20 protein-coding genes are annotated in these 19,985 nt (G+C 71.5%); 7 read left to right on the top strand and 13 right to left on the bottom strand.

Translation table 11 applies throughout. The annotated features are described in order from the left end of the window. Positions 1-15 precede the first annotated feature (15 nt). Positions 16-1,080, top strand: a complete 1,065-nt coding sequence (locus CF8_RS12180) for a CapA family protein (RefSeq protein WP_010833417.1) — start codon at positions 16-18, stop codon at positions 1,078-1,080. Positions 1,081-1,084: 4 nt separating this feature from the next. Here the strand turns inward: CF8_RS12180 and CF8_RS23180 are convergent, their stop codons facing one another. The 4 genes from CF8_RS23180 to CF8_RS12160 all read right to left on the bottom strand — a co-directional run bounded on the left by CF8_RS23180 (position 1,085) and on the right by CF8_RS12160 (position 5,097). Beyond that, on the bottom strand, positions 1,085-2,416 hold the full coding sequence (locus tag CF8_RS23180) for a M28 family metallopeptidase (RefSeq protein WP_232211500.1): 1,332 nt from the start codon (positions 2,414-2,416) through the stop codon (positions 1,085-1,087). A 12-nt stretch (positions 2,417-2,428) separates the two neighbouring features. Continuing rightward, entirely contained in the window at positions 2,429-3,961 is a 1,533-nt protein-coding gene (locus CF8_RS12170; RefSeq protein WP_036490887.1) for an RNA polymerase sigma factor, read from the bottom strand. A gap of 124 nt (positions 3,962-4,085) precedes the next feature. Next, positions 4,086-4,658, bottom strand: a complete 573-nt coding sequence (locus CF8_RS12165; protein WP_036490883.1) for an HhH-GPD-type base excision DNA repair protein — start codon at positions 4,656-4,658, stop codon at positions 4,086-4,088. Between the two features lie 37 nt (positions 4,659-4,695). Continuing rightward, positions 4,696-5,097 (bottom strand): universal stress protein, encoded by a 402-nt coding sequence (locus CF8_RS12160; RefSeq protein ID WP_010833413.1) that lies wholly within the window; start codon positions 5,095-5,097, stop codon positions 4,696-4,698. 132 nt (positions 5,098-5,229) lie between these two features. On the opposite strand from CF8_RS12160, the gene CF8_RS20975 reads away from it, so the two are divergent. After that, on the top strand, positions 5,230-5,667 hold the full coding sequence (locus tag CF8_RS20975; RefSeq protein WP_010833412.1) for a hypothetical protein: 438 nt from the start codon (positions 5,230-5,232) through the stop codon (positions 5,665-5,667). On the opposite strand, the gene CF8_RS12150 is transcribed toward CF8_RS20975, so the two are convergent. Together CF8_RS12150 and CF8_RS12145 are read right to left on the bottom strand one after the other, a co-directional pair. Continuing rightward, on the bottom strand, positions 5,668-7,131 hold the full coding sequence (locus CF8_RS12150) for a glutamate--cysteine ligase GCS2 (RefSeq protein ID WP_010833411.1): 1,464 nt from the start codon (positions 7,129-7,131) through the stop codon (positions 5,668-5,670). A gap of 48 nt (positions 7,132-7,179) precedes the next feature. Next, positions 7,180-8,145: a DUF4192 domain-containing protein gene (locus CF8_RS12145; protein WP_084622862.1), complete on the bottom strand. Its 966-nt coding sequence runs from the start codon at positions 8,143-8,145 to the stop codon at positions 7,180-7,182. A gap of 143 nt (positions 8,146-8,288) precedes the next feature. On the opposite strand from CF8_RS12145, the gene CF8_RS12140 reads away from it, so the two are divergent. Together CF8_RS12140 and CF8_RS12135 are read left to right on the top strand one after the other, a co-directional pair. Then, on the top strand, positions 8,289-9,593 hold the full coding sequence (locus CF8_RS12140; protein WP_010833409.1) for a DNA polymerase IV: 1,305 nt from the start codon (positions 8,289-8,291) through the stop codon (positions 9,591-9,593). 582 nt (positions 9,594-10,175) lie between these two features. Further along, positions 10,176-11,189 (top strand): sigma-70 family RNA polymerase sigma factor, encoded by a 1,014-nt coding sequence (locus CF8_RS12135; protein WP_010833408.1) that lies wholly within the window; start codon positions 10,176-10,178, stop codon positions 11,187-11,189. A 76-nt stretch (positions 11,190-11,265) separates the two neighbouring features. On the opposite strand, the gene CF8_RS12130 is transcribed toward CF8_RS12135, so the two are convergent. The 4 genes from CF8_RS12130 to CF8_RS12115 form a co-directional block, all read right to left on the bottom strand. Next, complete coding sequence (locus CF8_RS12130) at positions 11,266-12,546, bottom strand: glycoside hydrolase family 3 N-terminal domain-containing protein (protein WP_010833407.1); 1,281 nt, start codon at positions 12,544-12,546, stop codon at positions 11,266-11,268. A 54-nt stretch (positions 12,547-12,600) separates the two neighbouring features. Then, positions 12,601-13,125, bottom strand: coding sequence for a DUF2231 domain-containing protein (locus CF8_RS12125; RefSeq protein ID WP_051204209.1), 525 nt, complete (start codon positions 13,123-13,125; stop codon positions 12,601-12,603). A 72-nt stretch (positions 13,126-13,197) separates the two neighbouring features. Then, positions 13,198-13,788, bottom strand: a complete 591-nt coding sequence (coaE, locus tag CF8_RS12120; protein ID WP_036492999.1) for a dephospho-CoA kinase — start codon at positions 13,786-13,788, stop codon at positions 13,198-13,200. 2 nt (positions 13,789-13,790) lie between these two features. Next, a complete protein-coding gene (locus CF8_RS12115; protein WP_036490879.1) occupies positions 13,791-14,213 on the bottom strand; it encodes a MarR family winged helix-turn-helix transcriptional regulator in 423 nt (140 codons plus the stop codon). Between the two features lie 88 nt (positions 14,214-14,301). On the opposite strand from CF8_RS12115, the gene CF8_RS12110 reads away from it, so the two are divergent. Continuing rightward, positions 14,302-16,113, top strand: coding sequence for an ABC transporter ATP-binding protein (locus CF8_RS12110; RefSeq protein WP_010833403.1), 1,812 nt, complete (start codon positions 14,302-14,304; stop codon positions 16,111-16,113). A gap of 169 nt (positions 16,114-16,282) precedes the next feature. On the opposite strand, the gene CF8_RS12105 is transcribed toward CF8_RS12110, so the two are convergent. From CF8_RS12105 to CF8_RS12095, 3 genes are all read right to left on the bottom strand, one after another. Further along, positions 16,283-17,137, bottom strand: a complete 855-nt coding sequence (locus CF8_RS12105) for a sulfotransferase domain-containing protein (protein WP_010833402.1) — start codon at positions 17,135-17,137, stop codon at positions 16,283-16,285. 3 nt (positions 17,138-17,140) lie between these two features. Next, on the bottom strand, positions 17,141-18,406 hold the full coding sequence (locus CF8_RS12100; protein ID WP_036492998.1) for an aminotransferase class I/II-fold pyridoxal phosphate-dependent enzyme: 1,266 nt from the start codon (positions 18,404-18,406) through the stop codon (positions 17,141-17,143). A gap of 90 nt (positions 18,407-18,496) precedes the next feature. Continuing rightward, entirely contained in the window at positions 18,497-19,444 is a 948-nt protein-coding gene (locus CF8_RS12095) for a GlxA family transcriptional regulator (RefSeq protein ID WP_010833400.1), read from the bottom strand. A gap of 93 nt (positions 19,445-19,537) precedes the next feature. On the opposite strand from CF8_RS12095, the gene CF8_RS22030 reads away from it, so the two are divergent. Together CF8_RS22030 and CF8_RS12090 are read left to right on the top strand one after the other, a co-directional pair. After that, entirely contained in the window at positions 19,538-19,696 is a 159-nt protein-coding gene (locus CF8_RS22030) for a hypothetical protein (protein WP_156887214.1), read from the top strand. A gap of 34 nt (positions 19,697-19,730) precedes the next feature. Then, positions 19,731-19,985, top strand: a 255-nt coding sequence (locus tag CF8_RS12090) for an AMP-binding protein (protein ID WP_036490878.1), incomplete at its 3' end; no start/stop codon positions are given.

Here is a 19,985-nt window from a genome sequence, read left to right as displayed (position 1 = left end):
CCCTACTGTGAGGCCATGAGGTGGCCGCTCGTCGTCGCGATGCTCGCGCTGCCTGCCTGTACGGCGACGCCACCAGCCGACGAGGCCCCCGAGGTGCACGCAGCGACGACCGGGACCACCAGCCCCGCCACGGCAGCCCCCAGCACCCCGCGCACGCTGACGATCGCGGTGGCCGGCGACATCCACTTCGAGGGCGCGCTGCGCGCGCGGCTCGACGACCCGGCCACGGCGCTGGCGCCGGTCACCGGCACGCTCGCGGCCGCTGACCTGGCGATCGTCAACCTGGAGACCTCGGTCGGGACCGGCGGCCGCCCCGACCCGGCCAAGAGGTTCACCTTCCAGGCGCCGCCCACAGCCTTCCGGGCGCTGGCCGAGGCCGGGATCGACGTGGCCTCGATGGCCAACAACCATGCGCTCGACTTCGGCCTCGCACTCCTGAAGGAGACGTTCGACGAGACCGAGCCTTCGTTGACGGTCGTCGGGATCGGCCGCAACCGCGACGACGCCTTCGCACCGGCCCTCACCGAGATCCGGGGCACCACCGTCGCGACCATCGGGGCCACGCTCGCCGCCACCGACCCGACCGCGGACCCCACCGGGCACTGGGCCGCGACCGACGGCTCCCCCGGCACCGCCGACGCCGTCGACCCGCGGCGGCTGCTGCGCGCCGTCGCCGCTGCCGACGAGACCGCCGACGTGGTCGTCGTCTACCTGCACTGGGGCATCCAGGGCGAGGACTGCCCCACCGACGACCAGCGCACCCTCGCCGCCGACCTGGTGGATCGAGGCGCCGACGTGGTCGTCGGCAGCCACGCGCACCAGCTCCAGGGCGACGGACGGCTCGGACCCGGCTACGTGGCCTACGGCCTGGGCAACTACGCCTGGTACACCCCCACTGCGACCACCGGCGTGCTCACCCTCACCGTCCGGCCGCCGGCCGATCCCTCCGGTCGCGCGCGAGTGGTCGACCGCGAGTGGGCGCCGGCCCGGATCGGCACCGACGGCCTGCCGCAAGAGCTCACGAGTGCGGCCGGCTTCGAGGCAGACCTGGCAGCGCTCCGACGCTGCGCAGGCTTCTGACGCGTCAGCGCGGGGCCAGCCAGGCCAGCAGCAGCCGGCCCACCCGCTCGACCTGGGCAGGCTCGACGACGGACACCACGTCCTGCGCCGAGTGGTAGCCGACGTACGGCGTGCTGCCCAAGCGCGCTCCCGGCAGCCCGGTACGCACGAAGGACCAGTGGTCGCTGCTGCGTTGGTCGGGGTCGGGAGTCGTCGGCACACCGGCATGTCGAGCGGCCGCGAGCAGCTGCCGCTGGACCGGGTCGGTGTCGTCGGCCGAACCCACCGGCACCCGCGCGCCGACCCCGACGCGATCGAGCGAGACCATGCCGCGAATCGCGTCGCGCTCCCCCGGCGACAGCGTCCGCACGTAGGCCCGTGACCCGAAGTGGTGCTGCTCGGGATCGGTCCCGCTCCGCGGCTCCTCCGCCCCGAAGGCGACGAAGACGACCGGCAGCCGGGTGTGGCGCAGCGCCGTCGCCTCGGCGACGGCCAGCATGACGCCGATGCCCGACGCATTGTCCTCGGCCCCGGGCGCCTGCGGCACGGTGTCGAGGTGGGCCCCGACGACGAGGTGGGGCTGCTCCGGCTCGAACCCGGGCGGCCGGGCGACGACGTTCAGCGACCGTCCCGCGTCGACGGGCACGCCCCACGAGCTTCCGGCGGGTACGGCGATGCGCTGCCGCTGCACGGTGTAGCCGAGCCGGTCGAACTGCCTGCCCACCCAGCGGGCCGCGCGCGCGTAGGCCGGGCTCGTCGCCTCCCGCGGACCGATGGTGCCGGCCAGGTGCCGGACCGCCTTCATCGCGGTCGCGACCTCGAAGTCGTCCGGGACCACCGGTGCGGTGACGGGCTCGGCCGGTGCCGCTGTGCCCGCACGCACGTCGCCCAGGTCGTCGAGGGTCGTCTCCGGGGCGGCCCGCAGCGCCTCCGTCGCGCGGTCGAGCAACCCAGCGTCGGCCTCGGTGACCAGCCCGCTGGCGAAGAGCAGGGTCGCGCCGCGCACCAGCGCGACGCCACTCATCTCCTCCATCCGCGTCACCATCACCCCGTCGGTGACCGTGCAGGAGTCCCCCGCCATCCGGCGAGCGGCCAGCGCCTCGCACAGGTCGCTGCCGGGGTCAGGCTGCTGCGAGAGCGTGAACCCCTGGTGCTCGGCCCACTCGTAGGTCGTGGAGACGTGGTCGGGGTCGACGGTGGTCGTGACCGGCTGCGCGCCGTCGAGCTCGGGGTCGAAGAGCACGAAGCCCACGGACGGCAGCTGGACGGGCGGGTCGCGGGGCTCGTCTGCTGGCGCCGTACAGCCAAATGCAACCGCGGCCGACCCCGCACAGAGCAGGGCGACCGCGGTTCGCACGAGAGGTCTCGATCAGTCCAGGTAGTCCCGGAGCACCTGCGAGCGCGACGGGTGGCGCAGCTTGCTCATCGTCTTCGACTCGATCTGACGGATGCGCTCGCGCGTCACGCCGTAGACCTTGCCGATCTCGTCGAGCGTCTTGGGCTGGCCGTCGGTGAGACCGAAGCGCATCGACACGACACCCGCCTCACGCTCGGAGAGGGTGTCGAGCACGGCGTGCAGCTGCTCCTGCAGCAGCGTGAAGCTGACCGCGTCGGCGGGCACGATGGCCTCGGAGTCCTCGATCAGGTCGCCGAACTCGGAGTCGCCGTCCTCACCCAGGGGCGTGTGCAGCGAGATGGGCTCGCGGCCGTACTTCTGGACCTCGATGACCTTCTCGGGGGTCATGTCGAGCTCCTTGGCGAGCTCCTCGGGCGTGGGCTCGCGGCCCAGGTCCTGGAGCATCTGCCGCTGGACGCGAGCGAGCTTGTTGATGACCTCGACCATGTGCACCGGGATGCGGATGGTGCGCGCCTGGTCGGCCATCGCGCGGGTGATGGCCTGACGGATCCACCACGTGGCGTAGGTCGAGAACTTGTAGCCCTTGGTGTAGTCGAACTTCTCGACCGCGCGGATCAGGCCGAGGTTGCCCTCCTGGATGAGGTCCAGGAAGAGCATGCCGCGACCGGTGTAGCGCTTGGCCAGCGAGACGACCAGACGCAGGTTGGCCTCGAGGAGGTGGTTCTTGGCGCGGCGGCCGTCCTCGGAGATCCACTCGAGCTCCTCGAGGACCTTCGGGGTGATCTTGCCGCCCTTGTTGAGCTTCTCCTCGGAGAAGAGGCCGGCCTCGATCCGCTTGGCGAGCTCGACCTCCATCTCGGCGTTGAGGAGGGGCACCTTGCCGATCTGCTTGAGGTAGTCCTTGACCGGGTCGGCGGTCGCACCGGCGACCATGACCTGCTGCTCGGGCTCGTCCGTGTCGTCCGACGCGGAGACGGTGAAGGCCTGCTTCTCGTCCTCCTTGATCGTCGGGTCGACCTTGACGTCCTTCTCGAACTGCTCGTCCGGGAGGTCAGGGAGCAGCTTCTTGCCGTCGGGGCCGACGACGGCCGGCACGAGGTCGACGGCGACGTCGACCGTGTCAGCCTTCTTGGCCGCGGCCTTCTTCGCCGGGGCCTTCTTGGCGGGCGCCTTCTTGGCGGGCGCCTCGACGTCGTCGACCGGAGCCGGCTTCGCCGCGGTGGCCTTGGTGGCGGCGGCCTTCTTGGCCGGAGCCTTGGCCGCGGTCTTCTTGGCGGCCGCCGTGGTCGTCTTGCGGGTGCTCGACGTGGCTGCCACCGCCCGGGTGCTCGCCGCATCGACGTTCACGGTGATGCCCAGGCCACTGATGTGGACCAGCAGAGCCTTGAGGTGTCGGGGTTCGACGGCCGCGTCGTCACTGGCTTGTCGAACTTCCTCGGGCGTCACACTCCCGGCCGGGGAACCGCGCTCGATCAGCGCAACGATGGACGGGTGCGTGAGCACCTCTGCGGGGAGCAACTTGCGTGCGTGCGGGGACACGAACACCTCTCGTCAAACGGCATCGGGGCGCGGCAAGGCCCGGTCAAGTCAAGAGCCGCGTTGTCATTCTGCCACGGTCTTGGTCAAGGCCCGGCAACGGCGCCTCCACAGCGTTTCCACGCGGTGCTCGTCAGGCCGACGAGGCGACCTTGGCGGCCGCCTTCTTCTGCTTCTTGTAGTCGCGCACCTTCTGCAAGGAGGCGGGATCGACGACGTCGGCCACGGACCGGAAGCCCTCGAGCGCGTAGTCGCCCACGGCCTGCTCCCAGCCGTCGGGCCGCACCCCGAGCTGCTTGGCCAGCAGGGCGACGAAGATCTGCGCCTTCTGCTTTCCGAAGCCCGGCAGGGCCATCACCCGCTTGAGCAGGTCCTTGCCGTCAGCCGCCTCGGTCCACAGCCGCGAGGCGTCGCCGTCGTAGTCGTCGGTGACGATGCGGGCGAGCTCCTGGAGCTTGGTGGCCATCGAGCCGGGGAACCGGTGGATCGCCGGCGTCGTGGCTGCCATCGCGGCGAACTCCTCGGGGTCGGCAGCAGCGATCGCCGCCGGGTCGAAGGACCCGAAGCGGTCGGTGACCTTCGCCGGGCCGCGGAACGCGTGCTCCATCGGATACTGCTGGTCGAGCATCATCCCCGCCAGCAGGGCGAAGGGGGACTCGTCGAGGATCTTGTCGGCACTCGCGTCGCCGGTGATCTGGATGGCCATGCGCACATCTTGCCCGACGACGTCCACCGTGCCCGGCTCAGTCGGCCTTGACCGCCAGGACCGGGCAGTGCGCGTCGAGCAGGATGCGCTGCGCGTTGGAGCCCAGGATCAGCTTGCCGACGGGCGAGCGGCGGCGCAGCCCGATCACGAGCAGCTCTGCGGAGTTGGCCTCGGCCAGGCTGATGAGGTCCTCGGCCGGCTCGAAGCCGCGGACGAGCTGACGGATGTCGTACTCGACCCCGGCCGCGTCCAGCGTCTTGCGCACGGCGTCCATGTCGTCCTCGGCCGCGCGAGCCTTGCCCTGGTCGAAGTCGTTCCCGCCGCGGTGGGAGTTGACCACGACGAGCTTGCTGCCGCGGAGCTTGGCCTCCGAGATGGCGGTGGCCAGGGCGGCCTCGCCCTCAGGCTTGGGAACATATCCGACGACAACGGTGCCCATGGCGTCTCCTCTTCGCGGTGCCGCACGCGTCGTTGCGTCCGGCTTCCCCGGCACCGTACCCAATCCGCGGTCCCGGCGGGAGCCTGTGGACGACGCGACGCACGACCGGTCCACTCGGGGCATGGTGGACCCATGCCCCTGTCCGCGCCGATCACCCGCATCCAGCACGCCGTGCTGCGAGCGGCGGTGATCGACTTCAAGGAGTCCGCACCGCGTGGGCGCGCGCCGGTGTCGGTGCAGGTGGGAGCCCCCGGCCTGGCCGTCGCGCGACACGTGGTGGAGCGAGGACAGCTCCTCGACCAGGCCCTGCGCACCGACATCTGCGCCGCCCTCCTCCAGCGCACAGGAGCCGCCGCCCCTCACCGGTGGGCGTGGCTGAGCCGCAGCGGCTCGCTGTCGCTGCACGACGCCGACGTCGCCTGGTCCGCAGCGTGGTACGCCGCCTGCGCGGAGTCCGAGGTGGACGTGCCGTTCGTCGTGGTCACCCGCACCGGCTGGCGCGACCCCCGCAGCGAGGTGCTGCGCGAGTGGAGCCGGCTGCGCCGACGCTCGGGCGCGCCGGGCAGCTGACTAGTCCCAGGTGTGCACGGGCTCGTTGGTGTGCATCCGCTCGCGATAGTCCTGCAGCGTGGCCCGCAAGGCGTCGAACCGCTCCTCGCCCTCGCGGGCCTGCATCCGGGCGACGAACCACTCCGCACCGTTGGTGCCCGTCAGGCACCGCTGCTCGATGATGCCCAGCAGCCGGTCGCGCACCGAGGCCTCGACGCCCCAGGCATCGAGCCCTTCGTGCGCCATCGGCAGCAGGCGGCGCAGGACCAGCTCGGTCGCGCGCACCTGGCCGATGCCCGGCCAGTAGATCTGCGCGTCCACACCCTGCTGGGCGGCGACGTGGAAGTTCTCCTCGGCGGCCGAGAAGGACATCTGCGACCACAGCGGCCGCTCGCTCTCCGCCAGGGAGCGGACGAGCCCGAAGTAGAAGGCCGCGTTGGCGATCGTGTCGGCCACGGTCGGCCCGGCGGCCAGCAGCCGGTTCTCCACGCGCAGGTGCGGCACTCCCCCGGCGATGTCGTAGACCGGCCGGTTCCAGCGGTAGATCGTGCCGTTGTGCAGTCGCAGCTCCGACAGGGTGGGGGTGTCGCCCGCCTCCAGCACCTCGAGCGGGTCCTCGTCGTCGGTGATGGGCAGCAGCGCCGGGAAGTAGCGGACATTCTCCTCGAACAGGTCGAACACCGACGTGATCCAGCGCTCGCCGAACCACACCCGGGGCCGGACCCCCTGCACCTTGAGCTCGTCGCTGCGGGTGTCGGTCGCCTGCTCGAAGAGCGGGATCCGGGTCTCGCGCCACAGCTCCTTGCCGAGGAGGTACGGCGAGTTGGCGCCCACCGCGAGCTGCACGCCGGCGATCGCCTGCGAGGCGTTCCAGTAGGCGGCGAAGTCGTCGGGCGAGGTCTGCACGTGGAACTGGGTGCTGGTGCAGGCCGCCTCCGGCACGATCGAGTCGGCCGTCGTCGAGAGCCGGTCGCGACCGGAGATGTTGATGGTGATGTCCTCGCCCCGCGCGGACAGGATCTGCTCGCTCAGCAGCTTGTAGCGGGGGTTGGAGCTGAGGCTGTGCACCGTCATGTGGCCCTCGTCCAGGGTGGGCAGGATGCCGATCATCACCTGGTGGGCACCGGACCGGGCGGCCTTGGACTCGGCCTCGTTGAGCGATCGCCGCAGACTGTCCTCGAAGATGGTCAACCCGCCCTCGCGCAGGGTGGCGGGCGCGACGTTGATCTCGATGTTGAACTGGCCCAGCTCGGTCTGGAACTCGGGTGAGGCGATCGCGTCCAGCACCTCGGCGTTCTTCAGCGCGGGGTTGCCCTCGTCGTCGACGAGGTTGAGCTCGACCTCCAGCCCGGTCATCGGGTCATCGGTGTCGAAGCGGGCCTCGCGCAGCATCCGGGCGAACACGTCGAGGTTGCGTCGCACCTTCTCCCGGTACGCGGTGCGGTCGGCCCGTGAGAACTCCTGCTGCTCCACTTCTTCGCCCATGTCGAGACGATAGCCATGCGCGGGGCGCCGTGGGGACCCGCGCAGCGATCAGGCAGCCCCGTCCGCCCGTTCGCCCATCCGCCGGGCGGTCTCCTCCCACAGCTCCGGCGAGGTGGCGGACGTCAGCATCTCCGCCACCAGGCCGGCCAGGGAGTGCGCAGGAGCCACCGCACGGGCGCGGTCGACCGCGCACCACGCGAGCGCTCCTTCTCCCGCCAGCCAGCAGGTGAACGCGAGCACCGCGGCCGGTCCCGCGACCAGCTCCTCCGGCGTGCGCCGGACGACGTCGCTCCAGAACTCGACGTACGACCGTGCGCTCTCCCGGCGCAGCCAGCGCCAGGCCTCGTCCCGCACGTCGGGGAGCGCCAGCGAGACGGCCAGCACCGCGACCTCCTCGGCCGGTGCCGTCGCGCCGGACACGGCGTGGGTGGCGATGAGCCGGCGCACCGCCGCCGGGGGCAGGGGGACGGCCTCGGGCACCAGCCCGGCGACGATCCCCGATCCGACCGGGTCGCAGGCCACGGTTGCGGCCAGTGCCTCGCGCGAGGGATGCGTCACCCGCCCACCGAACACCGACTCGACGGCGAACCGGTGGTGTCCGACGTCGAAGGGAATCCCGCGGTAGGCCTCCGGGCTCCGGCCGGGCAGGACTGCGAAGTAGTGGCCGTCGTGGACGCGGAGCAGCTCGAAGACCTCGATGCCGGCCTCGGTGAAGCCCTCGTGCAGGCACCAGGCAGTCTCGTCGGCGACGGCGGTGTCGTCGTCGTAGACGACCAGGACGACCTTGGTGACCTGGTTGCGGCAGGCCGGGCGCAGGAGCGCCTCGAGGACGTCGTCGACGTCCGACTCGTCCGCGGGCAGGTCGATGCGGGCATGGAACGGCCGGGCGCCCTCGATGCTCAGCAGCACGACCGAGCTCGTGGGCGCGAAGCCGATGGCGACGGGCACGAAGGCGAGCAGGTCCTCGGGACAGGTGGCCTTCATCTGGCGGGAGACGGGATCTGGTGTGGTCATGCTCGACACGCTTCCCCGGCACCGCCGGGTGGATGCCGGCCGGTTTCGTCCTGTGGAAAACCGGGGGTCGGGCGGAGCGGCGCGGTGCGCAGGCGGACGCGACTGCGAGAATGCCGGGGTGACGTGGGACGACCGGTGAGCCTGTGAGGAGCACCGCTTCCGTCCTGCACCTCGACCTCGATGCGTTCTTCGCCGCCGTCGAGCAGCGTGACAAGCCGTCCTTGCGGGGCAAGCCCGTGATCGTCGGCGGCGTCGGTGGCCGGGGCGTCGTCGCCACGGCCTCCTACGAGGCCCGCGCCTTCGGCGTTCGCTCGGCCATGTCCAGCCGCGAGGCGCGCGCCCGCTGCCCCCACGCCGCCTTCCTCAGCGGGCGCTTCCACGCCTACCGCGAGACCAGCAGCCGGGTGATGGCGGTGCTGCGTGCCGCCTCGCCGCTCGTGGAGCCGCTCTCCCTCGACGAGGCGTTCGTCGACCTCGCGCAGGCCGGCCTTCCCGACCTCGAGGTCCCCACGGTCGTGGCGTACGGCGAAGCGCTGCGTGCGCAGGTCGCCGAGGTCACCGGCGGGCTGACCGGGAGCGTGGGCATCGGCTCCTCGAAGTTCATCGCCAAGATCGCCAGCGAGCTGGACAAGCCCGACGGCCTGACCGTGGTGCCGCCCGGCACCGAGCGCGACCTCCTGCGACCGATGAAGGTGACCGTGATCCCCGGTGTCGGCCCCGCGACCGCCGAGCGGCTGCGGCGAGCCGGCATCCACACCATCGCCAACCTCGAGGCCGTCAGCGAGGAGGAGCTCGTCCGGCTGCTCGGGAAGGCGCACGGCCACGGCCTCTTCCGGCTCGCGCGGGCGCAGGACGACCGCCCGGTGGTGCCCGACCGCGAGACGAAGTCGGTGAGCTCGGAGGGCACCTACGACACCGACCTGACCGATCGCCGGCTGATGGAGGGCCTGCTGGCGCGGCAGGCAAGCCACGTCGGCGAGCGCCTGCGCAAGCACGGCCTGTCCGGGCGCACGGTGACGATCAAAGTGCGGCTGCACGACTTCACCACCGTGAGCCGCTCCTCCACGCTGCCCTCCCCCACGGACAGCGGCCCGACCATCGCCCGCGTGGCCAAGAGCCTGCTCACCGACCTGGACACCTCGGGCGGCGTCCGGTTGCTGGGGGTGGGGGTCTCCGGGCTCGCCGACTGGATCCAGGAAGACCTCTTCGGCGACACCGAGCCCGACGAGCCCGACATCGAGCTCCCGGCCGTCGAGCCCGCCCGGCGCGGCTACGCGCCCGGGATGGACGTCGAGCACACCGAGATGGGCGCGGGCTGGGTCTGGGGGTCCGGCAAGGGCGTGGTGACGGTGCGCTTCGAGACGGCCGAGACCCCGCCGGGGCCCGTGCGGTCCTTCTCCGTCGACGATCCCGCTCTCGCACCCGCGGCCCGACCCGCCGAGGACTGAGCACCGGCCGGTGAGCGTGGCTCGCCGGAAATGGGTGAGGGGCTCCTGGCGGTATGAGCGTCAGGAGCCCCTCAGATTTGACCGGTTGCGGTGACGTCCGATCGATCACGACCTCCGCCGACCTCCGAGGTCCCCGTCACCGGGCCCCCGCAGCGAGCAAGCTCGCCGTGAAGAGTTCTGCGTTTCGGTCTGATCCCCGGCTCCGCAAGCGGTGCCGGTAGAGAGAGTTCTATGCCGTCACGCACCGGCTGCGCAAGGGGTTGGACGAACAAACCTTCGGTCCCACAGGCGTGTCCACAGAAGTTCTCCTGTGCTCCACAGAACACAGTCACTTCTCCACACAGATGTGGATCACCCTGTGGACGGCCCGCGTGCTCCACCCCTCCGGGCGATCCGGATCCGTGTTCGCTCCGAACAGCCCTGAGAAGTCCCTGAGAGTTGCCGGTCCTTGCAACTCTGCGGAACTGCCGAACGTCAGTGCAGATGAAGGGCGACCACACCGACCGGGAATCTCCGGGCACCGTGGGCCGTTGAACACGACGTGATGCAAACGGGGAAACGCGTCACACGGAGGAGGCGACCATGACCACAACACAGATCACCAAGAACGCACCGGCGCGCAGCGCGGCGGGCCGGGGCACGCGCGGCGCGACCCGCGAGATCGAAGGTCGCGACAGCGTCGGGCTCTACCTCGACGAGATCGCCCGCACGCCCTTGCTCGACGCCATCACCGAGGTGGAGCTGTCGAAGACCATCGAGGCCGGCCTGCTGGCCGAGAAGCTGCTCGAGGAGGGCCGCGTCGGTCGCAAGAAGGGCGGCGCCCCGGGCCGCGCCACCGAGGAGGAGCTGGAGTGGCTGGCCGAGGAGGGCCGCAAGGCCGTCGACCAGTTCATCTCCGCCAACCTGCGCCTCGTCGTGTCGATCGCCCGCAAGTACGGCCGTTCGCAGATGCCGATGCTCGACCTGATCCAGGAGGGCAACACCGGCCTGATCCGGGCGGTCGAGAAGTTCGACTACTCCAAGGGCTACAAGTTCTCGACGTATGCCACGTGGTGGGTGCGACAGGCCATCACGCGCGGCATCGCGCAGCAGGCCCGCGTCGTGCGCCTGCCCGTGCACGTCGTCGAGGAGCTCAACCAGGTCTCCGGTGCCCGTCGCACCCTCGAGCGCCAGCTCGGCCGCGACCCGGAGCCCCACGAGATCGCCACCGAGCTCGACATGGACGTCGACCGGGTCCTCGACCTCATGTCGTGGGGACGCGACCACGTCTCGCTCGACACCCCGGTCGACGAGGACGGCGACACCTCGCTCGGTGACCTGATGGCGCAGGAGACCGCGCCCGGGCCCGACCTGGAGTTCCTCGACGTCGAGGCGCGCCAGCGGCTCGAGGACCTCGTCTCCCACCTCGACGAGCGGGCAGCCGACATCATCCGGGCGCGCTACGGCCTCAACGACGGCCGCCAGCACAAGCTGGCCGACATCGGTGCCAAGCACGGCATCTCCGCCGAGCGGGTCCGCCAGCTCGAGCGGGAGGCCCTGCAGAAGCTGCGCCGCATCGGCGACCCGGACCTCGCGACCGGCAGCACCGCCGCATAGGACCGCTCCACCAGCCTTCCTCCCAGGCAGCAGACCCGCCCAGATCACGCATCGGGGCGGGTCTTGGTGATTTCGCTCAGTACGCCGCAGCGCTCAGCGCGGCAGCGGCGTCCTGGGTCAGCGTCGACACGTCGGCCGGCACCGGCTCCTGGGCGGCAGCACGCTGCTGCCACAGCTGCACGGCCACGACCCGGGCCGCGGCCTCCTCGATCCGCTCGCGGGAGATCTCCCCGGCCTCGAGGGCCTTGGTGACCACGCGGTGCGTCTCGACCGTGTCGACCGGCATCAGCAGCAGGTCGGCCCCGGCGTTGAGCGCGGCCACGGCCGGCTTGAAGCTGGAGGCCACCGCGCCCATGCCCAGGGAGTCCGTGATCGCGACCCCCTCGAACCCGAGGTCCTCGCGCAGCATCCGGTAGACCTCCGGCGCCAGCGACGCAGGCACGCCCGGGGCGATCGCCGTGAGGTCGAGGTGGCTGAGCATCACCGCCGGCGCGTGGGTGTCGATGGCCGCCTCGAACGGCGGCAGGTCGTGCGCCTCGATCTCGGCCAGCGACGACTCCAGCACCGGCAAGGTGTCGTGGCTGTCGCTGGTGGCGGCACCGTGGCCCGGGAAGTGCTTGACCGTCGAGACGACGCCGGAGGCGTCGAAGCCGCGTACGGCGGCGGCGGTCGCCTTGGCGGCGATCGCGGGGTCCTCGCTGGCGGAGCGGGTGCCGATCGTCGGGTCGGCCGCACCGATGGTCACGTCGGCCACCGGGGCGAAGACCCAGGTGAAGCCGAGGTCGCGCAGCTCGAGCCCGGTGGCGTACGCCGCCCGGCGCACCACCTCCCGGCCGCTGGGACCGTCCGCCTCGATCGCTTCCCCGGCGGCGTCGAAGGCGGGGAACTCGGTCGCGATGCCGCGCAGGTGCGACACGTAGCCGCCCTCCTGGTCGACCCCGAGCACCGGCGGGTAGTCCCGCCCGTCGTCGAGCGACGCCTGGGTCAGCGCGGCGGTCATCTCCCGCACCTGCGCCTCGTCGACGATGTTGCCGTTGGTGATGGAGATGCCGGCGAGGTGGTGCTCGCGCAGCATCGTGGCGACCTCGGCGGGATCGGTGCCGAGGTAGCGACCCACGATGACCTGACCGGCGAGCTGCTCGCTCGACATGTCGGCGACGAGGGCGCGTGCCTCGTCGAGCTCACCGACGGTGGGACCCCAGCCGAGCGGCGTCGCCGGGTCAACGGGCGTCTCGCTCGGCGCCGACGACGTCGCCGGTCCGTTCACCGGGGCGTCGGGAGCCTCGGCCTGCGACGTGCACCCGGCGAACAGGAAGGCCACGACGGTCAGGACGGTCGCGGCTCGGTGGGTACGCACGGCGCGAAGGCTACCCGCGTCGCCGTACGCGCCCGAAACCCGCCGTCTCCCCGGTCACCGCTCGACGCCGACCCCCATCCGGAAGACCAGGTGTCCTCCGAGGTAGGCGCCCGCGCCGGCCAGGGCGGTCCCGGCGAGCGCGAGGCGACGCGCGGTGCGCCGGTCCCCGCGGCGGCGCTTGACCAACGCCGTCACGAAGAGCGCCAAGGTGGCGTCCATCGCGATCGCGTGCACCAGCGCCACCCGCGTCTCGCTCCCGGACGTGGTGGCCAGGTCGTGGGCGCCGGTGATGGCCGTCGGCAGCGCGGACAGGCAACCCGTGAGCAGGAGGGCGTCGACCGCAGCCGCGTGCTTCTCCGAGCCGGTGACGTCGAGCAGGGTGGCCATCAGCCAGGCGCCGAGGGGCACCTGCGCCGCGACCGGGTGGACCCGGTGGCCCAGCCAGTCACCGCCGAGCAGGCGGTCGAGGCCGGGTGGGGCGACCAGCGCGTCCTGGGCACCCGCGCGGACGCGGTCGGCCAGGACATCGATCCCTTCCGCACGCTCGATGCGTCGGACGGCCTGTTCGGCCCTGCTCACTGACGGCGCACGCAACAGCATCCAGCCAGTCGAGCACACTTCCGGCGCAGGCAACAGGCCCGCGGGATGTCTTCAGGCCTCGGACCGCAGCGACACGAACACCGCGACGACCCGGTCACGGAGCTCGTCGATGGTGCCGGTGTTCTCGATGACGTGGGTCGCGATCGCCAGTCGCTGCTCGCGGGTGGCCTGGGCCGCGATCCGCGACTCGGCGTCCTCCCGGCTCCAGCCACGGTCCGACACCATGCGGGCGATCTGCAGCTCGGGCGGGCAGTCGACGACCACGACGGCGTCGAAGGTGTCGGCGCGGCCGCCCTCGGCCAGCAGCGGGATGTCGTGGACGACCAGGTCGTCGTCGCCCGCGGCCTGCTCGAGCGCCACCATGCGCTCGAAGACCAGCGGGTGCACGATCGCCTCGAGGCGCTTGCGGGCGGCGACGTCGCCGAACACCAGCGACCCCATGGCGGCCCGGTCGAGGTCACCCTCGGGCGTCAGCAGCGCCGGACCGAACTCCGCCACGACCGCGTCCAGCCCGGGCGTGCCCCGCTCCACGACCTCGCGGGCGAGCGCGTCGGCATCGATGACCACCGCGCCCAGCTCGCCCAGCATCGTCGAGACCGTGCTCTTGCCGGAGGCGATGCCTCCGGTCAGTCCCACCCGCAACGTCACGCCTGCTCTCCCAACTTCGTGAGGATCCGGTCAAGGGTACGGCGGTCGCGCTCGCTCAGGACGTCGAGCACGCGTTCCGCGGCCTGCCCGCGGACGTCCTCGATCCGCCGCAGCAGGAGCCGGCCCGCGGGGGTCAGCGCCAGGGTCGTCGCCCGCCGGTCGGTGGGGTCGGCGGCACGGGCGATCCAGCCGTGCCCCTCCAGCGCGTCGGCGACCTCGGTCGCCGAGCGTGGTGTGATCCGCAGCCACGTGGCGAGCACGGAGGGGCGCACCGGCTCGGAGGAGGCGATCACCTTCAGCGCTCGCGACTGCGCCGGGGTGATCCCCCACGCGTCGAGCTCCTGGGCCGTCTCGCGACGGATCATCCGGGCGGCTGCCATCAGCAGGTCTCCGGTCGAGTCGGACGCGGGCGAATCCATGGGAACAACTGTAGTGGCATCTGCGTTGTAGCCTCATAGTGAGGTTACCTCACGAATAACTTTTCCGAATCAGAGAGGAGCTGGTCGCGTGGATGACCACTCAGGCTCCCGCCGCTCCCGCAGCGGCCGTCCCGACCCCGCCGACAAGCGGCAGCTCGCGGACCACCCCGTGCCCCTCGCCCGGATCGCGCGCCTGTTCGCGCCGCACCGCGGCACCCTCACCCTGGTCATCGCACTGATCATGGTCAGCTCGACCATCGGCCTCGCACAGCCCTTCCTGGTGCGCCACGTCATCGACGAGGCCCTGCCGCGACAGGACGTGCGCCTGCTCGTCCTGCTCGTGCTCGCCATGCTCGGCGTCGCGATCGCCACCGCCGCCATCGGCGTCGTGCAGACCTGGCTCTCGACCTCCGTCGGCCAGCGCGTCATGCACCGCCTGCGCAGCGACCTCTTCGCCCACCTCCAGCGACAGTCGCTCGGCTTCTTCACCCGCACCCGCGGCGGCGACGTCCAGTCCCGCCTCGTCAACGACATCGGCAGCATGCAGAGCGTCGTCACCAGCACCGCCACCTCGATCGCGGCCAACGTCACCGTCGTCGTCGGCACGGCCGTCGCCATGGCGGCGCTGAGCTGGCGGCTGGCACTGCTGTCGCTGGTCGTCCTGCCGCCGGCGGTCCTCCTCACCCGCCAGGTCGCTCGCATGCGCCACACGATCACCGCCCAGCGGCAGCGCCGGCTCGCCGACCTGCACGTGCAGATCGAGGAGGGACTCTCCGTCAGCGGCGTGCTCCTCACCAAGACGCTCGGTGTCGGCGGCGCCCTCAGCACGCGCTTCGAGGAGACCTCGGCCGACCTGGTCGACCTCGAGATCCGCTCCCGCCTCGCCGGTCGCTGGCGGATGGCCACGATGAACGTCGTCTTCGCCGCCATCCCGGCCGCGATCTACCTCGCCGCGGGCCTTCCCGCGACGTCCGGCGGCATGACCATCGGCACCCTCGTCGCCTTCATCGCCCTACAGGGCACGCTGTTCCGCCCACTGATGGGACTCCTCAACGTCGGCGTCGAGATCACGGCCTCGATGGCGTTGTTCTCCCGGATCTTCGAGTACGCCGACCTGCCGATCGACCTCCCGGAGCCGGTCGACCCCACGCCGCTCCCCCGGCTCGGCGGCGAGGTCCGCTTCGAGCACGTCGGCTTCGGCTACGACGCCGACCGCGACGTCCTCACCGACATCCACCTCACCGTGCCCGCCGGCTCCAGCCTCGCGCTCGTGGGCACGACCGGGAGCGGCAAGTCGACCCTCGCCGGGCTGGTGGCCCGCCTCCACGACCCGACCTCGGGCCGCGTGCTCATCGACGGTGTCGACGTGCGCGACGCGGCCGCCACCGACCTCGCGAGCAGGGTCGGCATGGTCACCCAGGAGACCTACCTGATGCACACCAGCATCCGCGAGAACCTCCTGCACGCCCGCCCCGGCGCGAGCGACGCGGAGATCGAGGCGGCCTGCCGCCAGGCCCGGATCCACGACCTGGTCGCGAGCCTCCCCCACGGCTACGACACCGTCGTCGGCTCCCGCGGTCACCGGTTCTCCGGCGGTGAGAAGCAGCGCCTCGCCATTGCCCGCACGCTGCTGCGCGATCCCGCGATCCTCGTGCTCGACGAGGCCACCAGCGCCCTGGACAACGAGACCGAGCGCGCGATCCAGGAGTCCCTCGACGTCCTCGCCCGGGGCCGCACCACGATCACCATCGCCCACCGGCTCTCGACCGTGCGCAACGCCGACCGGATCGCGGTGCTCGACCACGGGCGGATAGTGGAGCTCGGCACCCACGAGGAGCTGCTGCTCCGCGGCGGCCACTACGCCGCGTTGGTGCGCGGCAGCCTCGTCGCAGCCGCCTGAGCACACCGCTGGCGCTGGGGAACCAGATCGGGCGTACGGCGACTCGCCAGCCCGATTCCGTTCCCCAGGCGCGCGCTTGGGGAACAAGATCGGGCCCGAGTACTCGATTGAGCCCGATGTGGTTCCCCAACGACGCGGCTTGAGCGTACGGCGAAGCGCGGCCCGAGCCTCAGGCCAGGCCGGCCTTCCGGGCGTAGGCCTCTGCCTGCTCGTCGGCGTCCAGCTCGCCGGTGAGCAGGCGCTCGGTCGTCCAGTGGTCCACGGACAGCCCCGTGAGCGCGACGTACTCCGCCAGCTCGGGCTCCAGGGCGCGGGCGAGCGTCATCAGGTCCTCGCCCGTGGGCGGGGTGCCGGCGATGGTCGGCGAACCGGCCATCAGCCGCTTCAACGGCGGGTAGGGCTTGAACCTGCCCACGCCGATGTGGCGGGTCACCCGGTCGAGCGTGGGGTTGGGCTCGGCCAGCAGGGTGGCGAAGTCGAGGAAGAGCCACTGCTCACGCGGGAAGACGCTCAGCCCGTGGCGCACCTGGCCGCCGTAGTAGCCGCGGATCACCCCCGACGCGCGCATGAAGCGCGCGCGCCCGCCCGGTCCCACGAACTGCGGGGGCATCTCGGTCGGGAAGTCCTCGGGGCGCCACGCCATCATCTCCGGCCAGTCCGGGGCCTTGTCCGGCTGGCGGTCGCGCACCATCACCCACTGGCTCACCAGCCGGTCGATCGGGTCGCGGAACACCGCGATCAGGCGCATGTCCGGTCGCTGCTCACGCATCCGCTCCAGGGATCCGGGCATCAGCAGGTAGCGCGGGGTGGCGTCGCCGAGCGCGATGTGGACCGGTCGCGCGTGCTTGATGCCGTACGCCGAGTGGTCGGCGTCGCGCCAGGTCGCGCCGTCCACGTCGAACCAGCCCATCTCCTTGCGCGGAGGTCGCGCCACCTCGGGATGCTGGTTGAGCATCCACTGCAGCGTCGACGTGCCCGCCTTCTGCACGCCGACGATGGAGAAGGTGAAGGGCAGGAACGGCACGCCTCAGCCCTGCGCCTGCCCGGCGAGCTGCTCGGCCGCCGCGAGCAGCACGCAGGTGGCCACGGCGTCGATGGCCTCGGTCACCTCGTCGAGCGGCGGCATCGTCGGCGCGATCCGGATGTTGGCGTCGTTGGGGTCGTCACCGTGGGGGAAGGACGAGCCGGCGGGCGTCAGGGCGATGCCGGCCTCCTTCGCCAGCGCCACCACGCGCGCCGCGGTGCCGGGCACCACGTCGAGGTTGACGAAGTAGCCGCCGGCAGGCTTGTTCCAGGTCGCGACGTCGTAGGCACCGAGGCGCTCGGAGAAGACCCGGTCGACCTCGTCGAACTTCGGCGCGATGATCGCGCGGTGCTTGGCCATGTGGTCGCGCACGCCCTGGGCGGAGCCGAAGAACTGCACGTGGCGCAGGTGGTTGACCTTGTCCGGGCCGATGGAGCCGTTGCCGAGGTGCGCGAGGTACCACGCGATGTTGCCCTCGGAGGCCGCGAGGAACGCGACGCCCGCACCGGCGAAGGTGATCTTGGAGGTCGAGGCGAACATGATCGGGCGGTCCGGGTGACCGGCCGCCGCGGCCAGGGTGAGGATGTCGGCGCTCTTGGCCTCCTCCTCCGTGAGGTGGTGCAGGGCGTAGGCGTTGTCCCAGAAGATCTTGAAGTCGGTGGCCGCGGTGTCCATCGAGGCGAGACGCTCGGCGACCTCCTGGCTGCAGATCGAGCCGGCCGGGTTGGCATAGGTCGGCACGACCCACATGCCCTTGATGGACCGGTCTGCCTTGACCAGCGCGGCCACGGCCTCGGCGTCGGGCCCGTCGTCGTTCATCGGCACGGTGATCATCTCGATGCCCAGCGACTCGAGCAACGTGAAGTGCCGGTCGTAGCCGGGGACCGGGCAGATGAACTTGATCGTGTCTTCCTTGCTCCACGCGCGGTCGCTGTCGCGGGCACCGAAGAGCAACATGTAGATCAGGCAGTCGCGCATCATGGTGAGGCTGGAGTTGCCGCCAGCGACGACCTGCTCGGGCTCGACCCACAACAGCTCGGCGAACATCTCGCGCAGCTCGGTCAGGCCGGTGAGGCCGCCGTAGTTGCGCACGTCGGTGCCGCTGCTGTCCTTGAAGCCGCGCGGCAGGTTGAGCAGCTCGTCGGCGAGGTCGAGCTGGGCCGCCGACGGCTTGCCCCGCGTGAGGTCGAGCTTGAGGCCCTTGGCCTTCAGCTCGGCATAGGCCGCCTGTTGCTCCTGGAGCAGGGTGGCGAGGTCGTCACGGGACATGGCGGAGAGCGGCTGGTGCGTCACACGCGCAAGGCTACCGAGCGCCGGTTCGTCCGCGCGGTGCAGGCTCGGGGATGGAACGCCCGGGGCTCAGGCCGTCTGGCTGAACGTACGGCGATATTCGACCGGACTCACGCCGCGCGACCGGCCGAAGTGGTGGCGCAGGGTCGCCGCGTTGCCGAAGCCGACCTCGCCGGCGATCCAGTCGATGGAGTGGTGTGTCTGCTCGAGCAGCTCCTCGGCCGCCTGCACGCGCTGGGCCAGCACCCAGCTGTACGGCGTCGTGCCGGTCTCGTCCTTGAAGCGGCGCGCGAAGGTCCGCGGTGACATGTGCATCTGCCTGGCCAGCGCCTCGACGGTGAGCTCCTCGGCGAGGTTGGCCGAGATCCAGGCGAGCAGCGGGGAGAGTGCCTCCGACTCGCAGACCGGGACCGGCCGCGCGATGAACTGCGCCTGGCCGCCGTCGCGGTGCGGGGGCACGACGATGCGCCGAGCGGCCGACGCGGCGACGCGTGAGCCGAACTGCTGGCGCATCAGGTGCAGGGCCGCGTCGAGCCCGGCCGCAGACCCCGCGCCGGTGACGACGGTGCCCTCCTGGACGTAGAGCACGTTGCCGTCGACCTGGGCGAGCGGATGACGGGCGGCCAGCTCGTCGACGTGTCGCCAGTGGGTCGTGCACCGCTTGCCGTCGAGCAGCCCGGCCTCGCCGAGCACGAACGCGGCCGTGCAGTGGGCGAAGACGAAGGCGCCGCGGTCGTGGGCGTGCTGGACGAGCTCGACGACCTCGGGCGAAGGGTCTAGATAGCCGCGCTTGGGGATCACGCAGACCAGGTCGGCATCCGCCGCCGCCTCCAGGCCGAGCTCGACGTGCAGGTCGAAGACGCTGCCCCGGACCCGCCCCGGGCGGGGGGTGGTGACCACGAAGTCGAAGACCGGGTTGTCGTCCTCGGGGTGGTAGGGCTCGGCCCACACCTCGCACATCGCGCCCAGCCCGAAGGGCTCGGCACCGTCCTGGACCACGACCGCGACCTTGTGCATGGGAACACCCTGCCGCACCGATGGCAGTAAATCAATCAACCCTGTCATTCCTGCCACTGGTGGCAGTAATAGAACGAGCGCAGACTTTCTGCCATGACCACTTTCCTCTTCGTCCTCGTGACCACCGCCATCGCAGCCCTGCTCGTCAGCTACGCACGCCACGACCTGTTCGCCGGGCCTGCCACCCGTGCCGACGACCACGACGAGCTCGGTCCGGTGGAGCTCCGCCACCACCTCGTCCCCCGCCACTGAGTCCGCGCCGTCCGGGCTTTGCTTGGATGGCGCCATGGACCACGTCGAGCTGCGCGAGGGATCCCGGGTCGCCCTGCTGGTGCCCGGCTCCCACGACTACGTGGACCTCGTCATCTCGCTGCTGGCGGCCGGCACCTTCCCGGTGCCCCTCGACCCCGCGCTCACGCCCGCGGAGCGCGAGCGGGTCCTGGCACCGATCGCGCCCGACCTGGTGGTGACCACGACCGAGCAGGTCGCCGCCCTGGTGGCCCGCACTCCCGACCACCTCCGTCGCGCCCTGCCGCGCGGC

The sequence above is a fragment of the Nocardioides sp. CF8 genome, assembly GCF_000389985.1.
Taxonomy (GTDB): Bacteria; Actinomycetota; Actinomycetes; order Propionibacteriales; family Nocardioidaceae; genus Nocardioides; species Nocardioides allogilvus.
This window is presented reverse-complemented; position numbering and strand designations above follow the sequence as displayed.

Bases quoted from the DNA above. Each gene is read 5' to 3' on its own strand.
- CF8_RS12180 (WP_010833417.1), top strand. From the start codon at position 16: ATGAGGTGGCCGCTCGTCGTCGCGATGCTCGCGCTGCCTGCCTGTACG.
- CF8_RS12165 (WP_036490883.1), bottom strand. From the start codon at position 4,658: ATGGCCATCCAGATCACCGGCGACGCGAGTGCCGACAAGATCCTCGAC.
- CF8_RS12160 (WP_010833413.1), bottom strand. From the start codon at position 5,097: ATGGGCACCGTTGTCGTCGGATATGTTCCCAAGCCTGAGGGCGAGGCC.
- CF8_RS20975 (WP_010833412.1), top strand. From the start codon at position 5,230: ATGCCCCTGTCCGCGCCGATCACCCGCATCCAGCACGCCGTGCTGCGA.
- CF8_RS12150 (WP_010833411.1), bottom strand. From the start codon at position 7,131: ATGGGCGAAGAAGTGGAGCAGCAGGAGTTCTCACGGGCCGACCGCACC.
- CF8_RS12145 (WP_084622862.1), bottom strand. From the start codon at position 8,145: ATGACCACACCAGATCCCGTCTCCCGCCAGATGAAGGCCACCTGTCCC.
- CF8_RS12135 (WP_010833408.1), top strand. From the start codon at position 10,176: ATGACCACAACACAGATCACCAAGAACGCACCGGCGCGCAGCGCGGCG.
- CF8_RS12115 (WP_036490879.1), bottom strand. From the start codon at position 14,213: ATGGATTCGCCCGCGTCCGACTCGACCGGAGACCTGCTGATGGCAGCC.
- CF8_RS12100 (WP_036492998.1), bottom strand. From the start codon at position 18,406: ATGTCCCGTGACGACCTCGCCACCCTGCTCCAGGAGCAACAGGCGGCC.
- CF8_RS12095 (WP_010833400.1), bottom strand. From the start codon at position 19,444: ATGCACAAGGTCGCGGTCGTGGTCCAGGACGGTGCCGAGCCCTTCGGG.
- CF8_RS22030 (WP_156887214.1), top strand. From the start codon at position 19,538: ATGACCACTTTCCTCTTCGTCCTCGTGACCACCGCCATCGCAGCCCTG.